A 13,273-nucleotide genomic window follows, 5' to 3' on the forward strand; every position below is an offset into this window, starting at 1 on the left:
GTGCGCCGGCGGGATTTCAATGACCGGTATTTCACTTTGTTTTGAGCTGTGCAAGCGCCAATGCCATGGCCTCGGGCGTCAGCGTGTGCACGGAGCCGTTCTCGGTATAGACGAGCACGCAATCGATCCGCTTGCCGGGATAGAGCGGCGCCATGATCGTCTGGTAGATGGCAAGCTGCGCCCGATGCGCGAATGGAATGGCCGCGGCCGTCTCCGGCGGCACGCGATTGGTCTTGTAATCGAGGATGACCACCCGGTCGTCGAGCACCGCCAGCCGGTCGACACGGCCGGAGACAGCATAGTCGCGCCCATCCAGCGTTAGCGTCCCCATGATCGACACTTCGGCCTGTGCATGGGCCTCGAACACTGGCTGCAGATCCGGCGCATCCAATAGTTTCAGAACCGAATCGATCAGCCTGTCGCGCTCATCCTGCGGCCAGAAACGGGCGGCGCGCTCCGCATAGCGCCTAGCCGCGTCCGCGCGTTCCGCCAGCGGTATCTCGGGCAAGGTCTGCAGCATCCGGTGCAGCAGGCGGCCTTTTTGCAGCGCGCGGTCGGATTTCGGCTTGTCGGTAAACAGCGGCGAGGCCACGAGAAGATTGTCGGCCTCCTCGTCGATGATCGTTCCGGCTCCGGAAGGGCTAAGGGGTCGAGGGAGCTTCTTTTGCGGTGGCAGCGGGCGATTGAGGTCGAACGGCAAGGCGTCGCGGGCGGCAGTCTGCTCGACATGGTCGGCGCGCTCGAACATCCGCTCCATCGTCGGCACGCGCCATTCGACACCCTGCCAGTCGCCGTCCGGCCCGGAGAAGGTGGCGGCTTCGACATGCGGATGGCTGTCGTCCATCGCGGCCGTTATCATTGCATGCCAGGTGTCGGTGTTGAGCCGCACGCCCCTATAGCCGCAGACAATCAACTGATCGGCCGCGCGCGTCATCGCCACGTAGAGAAGCCGGCGATATTCCTCTTCCGCCAGCACCTGAATGCGCGCCGCGTCGGCCTGCGTCAGTGAATTGCTGAGATCGCCAAGCGGCACCCAAACCGGCAGCGGCGGCCGCTCGCCGCTCTGCTCCAGCAGCCGCAGCTTCGGCATATGCGAATGCGTGAACGCCTTGGAACCGCCATCGACCAGAAACACGATCGGCGCCTCAAGCCCCTTAGAGGCGTGCACGGTCATGATCCGGACTTCGTTGCGGCCCTTGTCCTGCTCGCGCTTGACGACGGGAGCCTCAAGCTCGAGCGTCGAGATGAAGGACTGCAGGCCGGGCAGGGCGGCCGTCTCGTGGTCCAGCGTGAAGGTGAGAAACTCGTCCAGAATATCGCTCGCCTCGGTTCCCAGCCGCGCCAGAAACTGCCGCCGCCCGCCATGAACACCAAGCACCCGGGCGTAGAAGTCGTGAACCGGAAGGCTTTTCGATTCCTCGAGAAACAGCTGGAGCCGAGTAACGACAGCGCCAAGACGCTCATTGCCATCCGCCGCATAGGCCTGCAGATGTGCCCACACGCTTTGGCCGTCGCCGCGGAGCGCCGCCACCGCGAAGATGTCGTCTTCGCTGAGATCGAAGAGCGGGCTCTTCATCACGGCCGCCAGCGAAAGATCGTCTTCCGGCAAGAGCAGAAAGCGGCCGAGCGCGACCAGATCCTGGATCGCGATATGGCTGGTCAGCCGCAACCGGTCGGCCCCGGCAACCGGAATATTGCCGCGCCGCTTCAAAGCGCGCGTGAGCGCGTTGACGAAGGCATCCCTCTTGCGCACCAGGACCAGAATGTCGCCGGCCTCGATCAGCCGCTCCTTGCCCTTTTCGATGACCGTCTTCTTGCCGACCATCATGTCGATCGTGTGCGCCATGCGCCGCGCCAGAATGGCAGCGGGCGCGCTTTCCGGCGTCGCATCGAACGGTGCCGTCCAGTCCTCGTCCTTGATCGCGACTTCAGGCGCGATCATCTCCCATAGGTCGACGGCGCCGGGGTGGCCGATACGATTGGAGCGATGCACCACCGGCTCGCCACCGGCGCTCAAGCCGCGCGCATTGTCAGGCGGCGTGAAGATGTGGTCGACGGCCGCAAGCACGTCGGAGGTCGATCGGAAAGAGAGCGGCAGTCGAACCGAGGAGAAATCCCGGCCGCTCTGCGAAACACGCTGCCGCGTGCGCCGGCTTTCTTCCGAGAAACGTTCGGGCCGAGCGCCCTGAAACGAATAGATCGACTGCTTCTCGTCGCCCACGGCAAACAGCGTGCGGACCACGTCGCGCGCGCTTTCGCCTGAGAAGAAATCCTCCGCCAGCGATTGGATCACGCTCCACTGGATCGGGCTGGTATCCTGCGCCTCGTCGACGAGAATGTGGTCGATACCCTGATCAAGCTTGTAATGGATCCACGGCCCGACATCGCTCTTGTTCAGGAGATCAGCGGTGCGGGTGATCAGATCCTCGAAGTCGAGCTGGCTTCGCTGCTTCTTGAGGTCGTCGTAGTCGCGATTGAGCCTGTCGGCGAGCACAAGGGCAGCGCGCGTGGCGTCGAACATCCGCACGATCTTCAACCTGTCGCGGCACGAGACCACATGCGCGCGCGCCGCGGCAATGGCATCGGCAAGCTCCGGCGCCTGTGCGAGCATCGCCTTCACGGTGAATTGCGCGTCAGTCTTCGGTTCACCATCCGTTTTCAAGAAGATCTTCTCAAGCAGGGGGATGCGCGCGACCGGATCGGCTTCACTGACCACCTGTTTCAGCCGCATGGCGACTTCCTGCGCCTTGGCGCCGCCCTTGCTGTCCGCGAGCTCCAGATAAAGGCTGAGCGTGCCGCCAGCCAAACCCGGCAGCGGCCAGTATTGCCCGGCAATCGCAAGCTCGGTGTCGTCTTCGGAAAGACCGAGCTCCGCCCGCAAGACAGTGTCGAGACCGCCACTCTGGTCGGCGGCCTGGGTGAAAGCCTTGATCGCATTGCGGTTGGCGACGATCTCACCAAGCAGCGTTTCCAGCCCGGATTCGTCGCCAAGGTTCAGAACATAGGAGAAGACATCCGCCAGCGCCTTGTCTTCCTCCGGCGTCGTCGCCGTCAGCAGCGAGCGGCGCGCGTCGGCAAGCAGCGTCGCGGCTGCGCGGTCGTCGAGCACGGAAAAGTGCCCGGCCACGTTCGCCTCTAAGGGAAACTGATGCAGCAGCGCTTCGCAGAAGGCGTGGATGGTCTGGATCTTCAACCCGCCCGGCGTCTCCAGCGCCTTGGCGAAAAGCCTGCGCGCCTCCGCAAGCTTGAGAAAGTCAGGCAGCGTTCCCTCGATCTGGGCAATGCGCTTGCGGAGCTCCTCATCCGAAAGCACAGCCCACTCGGCCAGCCGATCGAACACACGGTTCGACATTTCGGAGGCCGCTGCCTTCGTATAGGTCAGGCACAGGATCGCCGAGGGTCGGGCGCCTGATAGCAGAAGGCGGATCACGCGCTGCGTCAAGACGTGCGTCTTTCCCGATCCGGCATTGGCCGAAACCCAGGCCGAGCGGCGCGGGTCGGACGCGATCGATTGCTGCACCGTCGTCCAGCTGGTCCAGTCGTGCGGGTCGTCGCCCTCAGGCAGTGCCGTTTCGTCACTCATCATTGCTGGCCTCATCGCTTTCGGCCGTCGACCACTCCGAGACGCGGGCGAGGTGATCGTAATCGCCGCCGAACTCGAATTGCTGGGCGGGAATAAGCCGCGAGGTGAAACCCTTCTCGCCGGATTGCAGCAGCGCCACGAATTTCACCAGCTGATCGATGGAATCGCCAGCAAGTTCGATCGCCGATTTTGCCTTGTCGCTGCGCGCCGAGAATTCGTTGTTGACGGTGTCGACCTGAAACCGGCTTCCCGGCCGCAGCCGCACATAGAGCAGGTCCTGTGGCACCAACTTGCCCGCATCCATGAACCCACCGGCCTTCAGCACCTCGGCCTCCAGCGCCAGCTGCGGATCGAGCAACGCGCGCGCCTGCGCGGGCGAGGGGTTGTAGCCCGTCTTGTAGTCGATCAGATCGGCGGAGTGCGGCCCGGTGATGTCGATCCGGTCGGCAACGCCGCTGAGCCGGATATCGACCTGCTCGAGCTGCATGGCGCCGCGCACTTCCGTCAGCGTCCGCTGAAGCCCCGGCCGCCGCTCTGCTTCCCAGGCGAGGAACGAGCGCGCCACCTCGCGGAAACGCGGACGCCAGACGGCATCGATGTGCGCGGGCAGCTGCTCCATGTCGAACAGCTCGGTGAGGATGCGCTCCATGGCCGCCGTTCCGTCAGGCGTGCCGGCGATGTTGCCCTCGCGAATGAACCGGTCGATGATCTTGTGATAGAGCGTCCCGCGCTCGGCAGCCCCGGGGTCGCGGTTGAAGGCATCGACGGCGTCGAGCTTTAGAACGCGGCGCGCATAGATCGCATAGGGGTCACGCCGAAGCCGGCCGACCTCGCTGAACGAGTAGGATTTCGGCTGCACCTCGCGCGGCGGCGTCGGGCTGGGTCGTTGCGCCGGCGCTTGCCGCTGACCCTCGTCGAGCAGCCCAGCCCAGTGCACGAACTGCTCTCCCCGATCCTTAAGCGTGGCTTCGAAACCTTTCCCGCAAAAGGCCATCAGCCTCTGCAGCCAGCGCGAGGCAACGGTAGGCGTCGAGCCCTTGCGGAGTGCGCGCGTATAGACGAGATGCCGCGTCCCGTTGGCCATCTCGAAGTCGTGCGCCAGCTGGCCGATACGGCGCTCTGGCGGTTCAAGGCCGATCTCTGTTTTCATCGACCGGGAGATGAAGGGATTGTTGGCCGTCTGGCCGGGCCATGAACCCTCGTTCAAGCCGCCGAGGATCAGCGTATCGACGCTCTGCAGGCGGGCTTCCAGCGTGCCGAAAATGAACAGCCGCGGATGGCTGAGCGCTTGCGGCTTCACCGCCTGTCCGGCCGAGAGCGCTGCCATGATATCGATCCACTGCGCGCCGTCCGCTTCGATCTGGCCGTCGGTCCCGATCACCTCGCCAAGCAAGGTCGCCAGCGTGTCGCCTGCCTCGCCGGACCAAAGCCCGGAGAGATCGCCCTTCTCATCGCGCGCGACGGCCTCGATGGCACGGCCGGTGCGATCGGCCCAGTCTGAGAGCGTGAACGTGGTCAGGCCGCGACTGGCGGTGTCGTGGCGCACCAGAGCTGAAGCGAGCGGTTCTGTTGCCTCGCCGACCCGGCGGGCAAGGTCGCGCGCCAGATCGATTGCGTGGACAGGAAGCGCCTTGCGCCAATGCGGCGCGTGCCGGTCGAGCGCCTGTTCGGAAAGCTGGTGTTCGAGAAGCGGCCCAAGCGCGCTGATATCGACCTCCGCCACGCCACCGCGCAAGGCCAGCAATTCGAGCGCGGCTACGGCGTCGGAAAGCGAGTTGCGCTCCAGCCCGAACCGCGCCAGTGGATGCTTCAGCAGGCTGACGATCGCCACCGGATCGCCGGGTCGCAGCGCCGCTTCGAGCAGCAACTGCAGCAGGGTGCCCTGCGGCATGGCCGAAAGCGGCGTACCGGCGGAATCGTCGGCAACGATGCCGAAGCGCGACAGCTCTGCCATCACGCGGCGAGCGAGGTTGCGGTCCGGCGTAATCAGCGCCGCACGGCTTTCGCCGTCCTTACCCGGCTGCTCCAATGCCAGCCGAAGCGCAATGGCGATCGCCGTAGCCTCTTCGCGCTCATTGCCGGCTTCGATCAGCGATACGTCGGCAAAGGCCGCTGCGATATCGCTCTCCGAAAGCGTTTCCTTCCACCGGCTCCAGTCGCTGGTCGCCTCGGATGGAGACAGCGCATGCGAGAGGATTTGCGCGCGCACCGCAAGCGCGTCTGGTGCGCTCGCAAGTGTCGAAACATCGTCGCGCGTCAGGCTCAGGCGCTTCAGGAGCTGCGCCAAGCCATATTGCGAATGGCTGCGGCTCGCTGCATCGGCGATATCGGGCGCGACCATCCGCCAGTGCTCGTCCGGCATGCCGACGTCGAGGCCGGGCAGCACGATGACGCCCTCGCGCCGCGCTGCCACCGCCGCGATCAGGTCGGCCGTTGCCGGCACGGAGCCGGTCGAGCCGGCGATGATGATCGGCCCGCTTTCCGGCATCGTCGCGATGCGGTTGGCTTCGGCTCTCAGGATCGCGTTGCGGTGCCGCGCCGGCGAGGATTTGCCAAGCTCGTTCAGCCGCTCTGGCCAGAAGGCGCTGGCGATCTGCAGGAACTCCGCCGTCAGCTGCCACCACAGCGCATGATCCCTCGCGCTCAGCGTCGCAAGTTCGCTCCAGTCACGATCCTCGGTCTCGATGGAATCGATCAGCTCGGCCAGGTTTCTGGCAAGCCAGATCGCGTCCGCCGGGCTGGCGGGCGCGACGAGCGGCGAATCCGAGTGGATGCTGCGAACGATGTCAGGCAGCTTGTTGCGCCAGGCGAGGATCAGCCGCGCCAGTTCCAGGAGGCGTGCGGTGTTGGAAAGCGGCTGCGCGAGATCGAGCGTTGCCGGCAGCACTTCGTCGAAATAGCCGCTGTCGTCATCCGTCTCGCCAAGCGGCCGGATGATCGGCAGGATCGCGGACCGCCCGCCGAGCAGATCGACGAACTCCGAGCGCAGCACGCGCACGGCGCGCCGCGTCGGCAGATAGATCGTCACCTTGGAGAGCGACAGCGGATCGGCGGGGTCATGGCGAAACAGCGGCGTCAGCCGTCCGTCGCAGAGCGTCTCGGCCAGGGTCGCGAGAAAGGGCAGCCCTGCCGGTATTGTCAGAACCCTGGGCTGGTGCCGCTCGCTCATGGCCTATGCCAACGCCCGGTAACGCCGGATCGTCGCTTCCGCGTCGCCGATCGCATCGGGCGTGCCGACGGTCAGCCAGTGTCCCTCAAGCATCATGCCGTAGAGCCGGCCACGCGCGATCGCCTTGTCGAAATAGATGTTGAGATTGAAGGCGTCATCAGGCGCGTCATCCAGAAACGCCGTCTGCATGGCAATCGCGCCGGCATAGACAACGGGGTTGGGACCATCGGCGCGAACACGGCTAAGCCGGCCGGCTTCATCCCGGTTGAAGTCGTTCTTGCCATTATGCCCGGTCGTGTCCTCGAGGTTGACGCACAGCATCGCCATGTCCATCCGGTCCGCATCGAAGAATCCGGCTAAGCGCCGCAGATTGCTCGGTCGATCCGGCCGCTCGCCGATCCAGAAGAGATCGGCATTGGTGACGAATACAGGACCGCGATCGAGCAGCTTCAACCCTTTCGCCAAGCCGCCACCATTGTTCATCAGGCCGGCGCGCTCGTCGGAAATGATGATCTCAAGCGCCTTGTAGCGGCTGAGATGGTCGAGCATCTGGTCGGCGTGATGGTGAACGTTGACCACCGCCTTCTCGACACCAGCTTCGGCCAGCGAATCCAGCGCATAGTCGATCATCGCCTTGCCGTCGATTTTCACCAGCGGCTTGGGGATCGTATCGGTAATCGGGCGCATACGGGTGCCGAGACCGGCAGCCAGCACCATGGCTTGTTTGATGGTCATATCGTCCGAAACTTATGATTCGCTGGTGACTATTCCAGTCCTTACGCACCACTCGCGCAAGGGGGCAAGCGTTTCATGCTGAAGCGCCACGCTCAAATAGGAGAGGGTGCGCGGCATGTGCTTCAGATAGCCAGGTTTTCCGTCGCGCCGCATCAGCCGAACCCATAGGCCGGCGAGCTTGCAATTGCGCTGCGCCGACATGATCGCCCAGCTTTTCAGGAAGCCTGCCTCGTCGAAACCACCCTGCGCGCGGCGCAGCGATAGATACTGCTCCATCAGCCGATCGAAGAGATCGGGCTCGATGGTCACGCGCGCATCCTGGGCGATCGAGGCGAGATCATACGCCGTCGGCCCGATCATCGCGTCTTGGAAATCGATCAGGCCGACCCGCTTTACGCCGGTCTCGTCTTCCCGCCAGATGATATTAGGCGAATGAAAATCGCGCAGCAGCAGGTTTTTCTCGGCCGCATCGAGCTGGTCGATCAGCGTGTCCCAGATCCCCAGATATTCGTCGCGCTCCGCATCGGTCACCGGCGCCCCATCGCGTTTCCACGGCAGATGCCAGTCTAGCACCAACCGCACTTCCATCTTCATGGCGGTACGGTCGAAATCCGGGATGTGATGCATATGCGCGTCGGTGACGCGGATATCCTGCGGGATCGCCTGCGCATGCAGGGCTGCCAGGCATGCGACGCTCTCGAGGTAGCGCTCGGCGATCGGCTGGCCGTTCTCGTCGAGAACCCCATCGCTGCCGAGATCCTCGATCAGCAGGATTCCCTGCTCGTAATCGACCGCATGAATCAGCGGCGTTGCGAAGCCGCGCTCGCGCAGTATGTCGGCGATGGCGACGAAGGGATATGCGTTCTCGGCAATATGCGCCACCTTCGGATAGGGCTTGCCATCGAGCACTGGCGGGCCTTCCGGCAGCGGCGGCCAGTCCATCAGGATGCGGCGCACACCGTCGTCGGGATAGATTGCCTCATAGGCTCGCAGTGATGCATCGCCGGTGAGAAACCGGCGCTTGGCAAGCGGGTAACCGGCCTCTGCGAGAAAGGCGCGAATGGCGAGCACGCGGTTGATCCGCGCCGCCTGCTTCTCGGGCGCGGCGATCATCGCCCGGCGGCCCGCGCCCTCATGCGTCAGCGTCAGCACGATCCGGTCATCCGGCAGCTCGCTCTCGGCCATCTCCGGCCATTCCACCAGACAGATGCCGCTCTGCAGCGCCTCGTCGAAACCGAGTTCGGTGAGTTCCGCGGCGTCACCCAGCCGGTAGAGATCGAAATGCGCGACGGGAATACGCAGCTCGTAGGCTTGCACGAGCGTGAAGGTCGGGCTCGGGACTTCGAGCTCCGCGTCGTCGGCAATCGCGCGGATGAGCGCCCGCGACAGCGAGGATTTCCCGGCACCGAGATCACCTGACAGTGCCAGGCAGTCGCCCGGCTTCAGCGCCAGCGCCAGATCCTCGCCGAGACGGTCGGTCGCTGCCTCGTCTTCCAGGAAAAGCGAGATGACAGGCGCGCTTGTCGTCATTCGGCGGCGGCGTAGGAGGGGAGGTTGGCCGAAGGAATCCGGCAAATGACCGTCGTTCCCTTGCCCGGCTGGCTATCGATGACGACCTGCCCGTTATGAAGGTTGACGAAGCTGTCGACGATCGACAGACCGAGGCCCGCACCACCGCGCTTGCCGCTTTTCGCGCCCGTCGCGAAGCGGTCGAAGACGGTCGAGATCATCTCTTGCGAGATGCCGGGGCCTTGATCGGTCACGCTGAAGACGAAGTCCGTTCCCTCGCGCTGGCAGGCCAGCGATATCGAGGCACCCTCCGGTGAGAAATTCGCGGCGTTGGACAAAAGCTTGACCAGAATCTGCTTCAGGCGCTGCGGATCGGCGATGATCGATCCGAGCCGCGCCGGCGCGGTGATCTCCAGCGTCACGCCGCTTTCCTGCAGCCGGTCGGCGATCTGGATCGAGACGTCGTCGAGCAGGTCGCCGAGGTCGATCTCCGAATAGTTCAGCCGCATAATGCCGGCATCGACGGTCGCGAGATCGAGAATGTCGTTCACCAGCGTCAGCAGCACCGACGAGGAGGTGGAGATATGGTCGATATATTCAGCCTGCCGCTCGTTGAGATCGCCAAGCCCCGGCGTGCGCAACAGATCGGTGAAGCCGATGATGTTGGTCAGCGGGGAGCGCAGCTCGTAGGACACGTGCTGGACGAAATCGTTCTTCAGCTCGTCGGCCTTGCGCAGCGCGTCGTTCTTTTCCGTCAGCGCCCGTTCGGCGCGCACGCTGTCCGTCATGTTGACGAAGGTCAGCATCGTCTGCGCGTTCGGCAGCGGGATGACGGCGTAGTCGAGCACGAGGCCCGAGAACAGCTCCAGCGTTCCCTGGCTCGAGCGACGCTCGTCGTCGAAGCTGGTGATCAGCTCGGCGAAGGTCTTCCAGCCGTCGGGCTTGTCATAGGATGGCGCGCAGGCATCGCCCAGTGCCCGGATATGCGTACCCGGCTTTGCTTCCGCTTCGGTAATGCCCCAGAGCGCGCGGAAAGCAGGGTTCGACAGCTGAATACGCCCATCGGGGCCGAACACCGCCACGCCTTCGGACAGATGGTCGATCGTTTCGCCCTGAACCTTCACCAGCGTGTTGTAGCGCGTCTCGAGATCGACCTGTTCGGTCAGGTTCTCGAACACCCAGGTGGCGCCGCCCTGCGGATGCGCGGTCGCGAAGACGCGCAGCGTCTGGCCGTTCGGCAGGTGCCAGAGGTCGGATTGCGTATCGAGCGCCCGGTAGACCGAAAGTGCGGTCTCTTTCCAGGTCTTCCAGTTCAGCTGGTCCGGCAGCTTCTTGGCGGCGCGCAGGCGCTCCAGAAGCTCGGCGTTGTCAGGCTTGCTCTCGAGGAATGCGATATCGAGTTGCCACAGCGTCACGAAAGCCTGATTGTAGAACTGCAGGCGCTGGTCGCCGTCGAAGATCGCGACCGGCGTCGCCAGGTGGTCAAGCGTCTCGGCGTGGCTCTTCAGCGTCCGCTCCAGCTCGGCGCGAACGGTCTCGACGCCGGAGACGTCGAGCGCGATCCCGGCCGAACCGCTCGGAACCTTCACATCGACAACGTCGAGGAAGGTGCGGTTGCCGTGAATGACGGTCGAGATCTTGTCGTGGAATGGCGATTCCGGCGTTGCGACGGCGCGGATGCGCTCGCGCGCGATGGTCGTCAGAATTTCACGGCCCTCGGAGATCGCCTCGTCGGGCGATGCGGCGTCGACCGCCGCGCCATAGGCGTGGTTCACCCAGGTCAGCCGGCCCTCGGTGTCGCGCTGCCAAGCCGGCAGGTCGATGGAATCAAGCAGGCCCTGAAACGCCGAGATCGACGACATGAGACGATCGCGCTCGATCTTCAGTTCGGCAAGCTCGGCGCGCAGATTGTTCAGCGCCACGAAGCGAACGAAGGCGCGGCCGCCGGAAACCCGGCCCTGCGCTTCCAGCACTTCTTCGCGGTGCGTCTCGACGACGATGTCGAAGCTCTTGGCCGACTGCCGCAAGCCGTCGATGGCGCGGTCGAGTTCAGATGCCGAGCGGGGCTTCAGCCAGAGGCCGAATGCCAGAAATTCATTGTCCTGCGGTGCGCCGGTCTCGGCCGGCAGTTGTCCCAGCAGTTCGGGGCGCTCATCGCCGTCCCAGATCACGATGCGCCGGTTCTTGTCGGCGATCAGAGCCTGGTATTGCGAAATGCGCTGCTGCGCATCCGATAGCGCGGAGCGGATCTCACGGCCTTCGCTCTCGAGATTGCCGCGCTGGCGCACGACCCAGAGCGTCGAAAGAAGGGCTGCCGAGATCACGCCGATCACGACGGAGAAGCCGACCACCTGCGTGGAGGTGAAAAGATGCGGAGACGCGGCAGCCTCTGCCGCCTGTGCGAAAACCGGATGGGCGATCGACGCCATTGCAGTCCCCGCGGCAAAGATTTTCGCCACCTGAGCCAACAAGCCTGATCGCTGCGTCGACGCCTTGTGGGCATCGACAGGTTTTCCATTGCCCGGGTGACCAGTGCAGCAAGACGGGTAAACGCCGTCTTCTGCCTGTTTTACCAGGCGGTGCATCATTTCCGACATGCGCGGTATGTCTCCGTCCTTTTGTGCCGCATTACGACAAGACATCCCATTTTCGAAGCAAACGGACGCGTCCGTCTCCACGAATCGAGTGTTAAAACAATACTTCGGATAGGATTCGTCGGGAAGATGTGTGCCAAAAAATAAGGGTGCGGCATTTGTCAATGCCGCACCCTCTAGATGTTGTGGATATCAGATCCGCTATTAGTATCTGTAGTGGTCAGCCTTGAACGGACCCTGCGGCGTGACGCCGATGTAGGATGCCTGTTCTTCCGAAAGCTGCGTCAGCTTGACGCCGAGCTTGGCGAGGTGCAGGCGCGCGACCTTCTCGTCGAGGTGCTTCGGCAGGATGTAGACCTGGTTCTGGTACTGACCGGGCTTGGTGAAGAGCTCGATCTGCGCCAGCGTCTGGTTCGTGAACGAAGCCGACATGACGAAGGACGGGTGGCCCGTTGCGTTGCCGAGGTTCAGCAGGCGGCCTTCCGAGAGCAGGATGATGCGGTTGCCCTTCGGGAATTCGATCAGGTCGACCTGCGGCTTGATGTTGGTCCACTTCAGGTTACGCAGCGCGGCGACTTCGATTTCGTTGTCGAAGTGGCCGATGTTGCCGACGATCGCCATGTCCTTCATCGCGCGCATGTGGTCGATGCGGATGACGTCCTTGTTGCCGGTCGTGGTGATGAAGATGTCGGCGGTGGAGACAACGTCTTCGAGCGTGACGACTTCAAAACCGTCCATGGCGGCCTGCAGCGCGCAGATCGGGTCGACTTCCGTGACCTTGACGCGTGCGCCGGCGCCGAGCAGCGAAGCAGCCGAGCCCTTGCCGACGTCGCCGTAACCGCAAACGACGGCAACCTTGCCGGCCATCATCACGTCGGTGCCGCGGCGAATGCCGTCAACCAGCGATTCCTTGCAGCCGTACTTGTTGTCGAACTTCGACTTGGTGACCGAGTCGTTGACGTTGATGGCAGGGAAGGGCAGCAGGCCCTTCTGGGAGAGCTGGTAAAGGCGGTTGACGCCAGTGGTGGTTTCTTCGGTTACGCCCTTGATCGCGTCGCGCTGCTTGGTGAACCAGCCGGGCGTTGCCGCAAGGCGCTTCTTGATCTGTGCGAAGAGGATTTCTTCTTCTTCCGAATGCGGGTTCGACAGTACATCTTCGCCGGCTTCGGCGCGGGCGCCGAGCAGGATGTACATGGTGGCGTCGCCGCCGTCATCGAGGATCATGTTGGAGAGGCCACCGTCAGCCCACTGGAAGATCTGGTCGGTGTAGACCCAGTAGTCATGCAGCGACTCGCCCTTGACGGCGAAGACGGGAACGCCGGAAGCGGCGATCGCGGCAGCGGCATGGTCCTGCGTCGAGAAGATGTTGCACGATGCCCAGCGCACTTCGGCGCCGAGAGCGACCAGCGTCTCGATGAGCACGGCCGTCTGGATCGTCATGTGCAGCGAGCCGGTGATGCGCGCGCCCTTGAGCGGCTTCGATGCGCCGAACTCTTCGCGGCAGGACATCAGGCCCGGCATTTCGGTTTCAGCGATCGTGATTTCCTTGCGGCCGAAGTCTGCGAGGCCGATATCGGCGACGACGTAATCTTTTTCAGTGCTCATTGGGTTCTCCATGCTGAAAGCGTCTCAGATGCGAAGGCGCGAAGCGAGGTCGCGCGACGAAAAGCTCCGCGCAGGCGC

General features: G+C 63.8%; 6 protein-coding genes. All 6 read right to left on the reverse strand.

What is annotated here, in order from left to right; translation table 11 throughout:
* Window positions 1–31: 31 nt before the first annotated feature.
* Window positions 32–3,583, reverse strand: coding sequence for a double-strand break repair helicase AddA (addA, locus tag D460_RS0123985; protein ID WP_026283474.1), 3,552 nt, complete (start codon window positions 3,581–3,583; stop codon window positions 32–34).
* Complete coding sequence (gene addB, locus D460_RS0123990; RefSeq protein WP_018901142.1) at window positions 3,576–6,752, reverse strand: double-strand break repair protein AddB; 3,177 nt, start codon at window positions 6,750–6,752, stop codon at window positions 3,576–3,578. Before addB ends, addA begins: the two co-directional genes overlap by 8 nt.
* Window positions 6,753–6,755: 3 nt before the next feature.
* Entirely contained in the window at window positions 6,756–7,487 is a 732-nt protein-coding gene (locus D460_RS0123995; RefSeq protein WP_018901143.1) for a nucleotidyltransferase family protein, read from the reverse strand.
* Between the two features lie 12 nt (window positions 7,488–7,499).
* Window positions 7,500–9,017 (reverse strand): bifunctional tRNA (adenosine(37)-N6)-threonylcarbamoyltransferase complex ATPase subunit type 1 TsaE/phosphotransferase, encoded by a 1,518-nt coding sequence (locus D460_RS0124000; RefSeq protein WP_018901144.1) that lies wholly within the window; start codon window positions 9,015–9,017, stop codon window positions 7,500–7,502.
* On the reverse strand, window positions 9,014–11,593 hold the full coding sequence (locus tag D460_RS0124005) for a PAS domain-containing sensor histidine kinase (protein WP_026283475.1): 2,580 nt from the start codon (window positions 11,591–11,593) through the stop codon (window positions 9,014–9,016). The genes D460_RS0124000 and D460_RS0124005 overlap by 4 nt, the downstream gene beginning before the upstream one ends.
* A gap of 201 nt (window positions 11,594–11,794) precedes the next feature.
* Window positions 11,795–13,195: an adenosylhomocysteinase gene (gene ahcY / locus D460_RS0124010; protein ID WP_018901146.1), complete on the reverse strand. Its 1,401-nt coding sequence runs from the start codon at window positions 13,193–13,195 to the stop codon at window positions 11,795–11,797.
* Window positions 13,196–13,273: the final 78 nt, after the last annotated feature.

Origin of the sequence: Rhizobium sp. 2MFCol3.1 (assembly GCF_000377565.1) — a bacterium.
Taxonomy (GTDB): Bacteria; Pseudomonadota; Alphaproteobacteria; order Rhizobiales; family Rhizobiaceae; genus Rhizobium.

Bases quoted from the DNA above. Each gene is read 5' to 3' on its own strand.
- addA (WP_026283474.1), bottom strand. From the start codon at position 3,583: ATGAGTGACGAAACGGCACTGCCTGAGGGCGACGACCCGCACGACTGG.
- addB (WP_018901142.1), bottom strand. From the start codon at position 6,752: ATGAGCGAGCGGCACCAGCCCAGGGTTCTGACAATACCGGCAGGGCTG.
- D460_RS0123995 (WP_018901143.1), bottom strand. From the start codon at position 7,487: ATGACCATCAAACAAGCCATGGTGCTGGCTGCCGGTCTCGGCACCCGT.
- D460_RS0124000 (WP_018901144.1), bottom strand. From the start codon at position 9,017: ATGACGACAAGCGCGCCTGTCATCTCGCTTTTCCTGGAAGACGAGGCA.
- D460_RS0124005 (WP_026283475.1), bottom strand. From the start codon at position 11,593: ATGTCGGAAATGATGCACCGCCTGGTAAAACAGGCAGAAGACGGCGTT.
- ahcY (WP_018901146.1), bottom strand. From the start codon at position 13,195: ATGAGCACTGAAAAAGATTACGTCGTCGCCGATATCGGCCTCGCAGAC.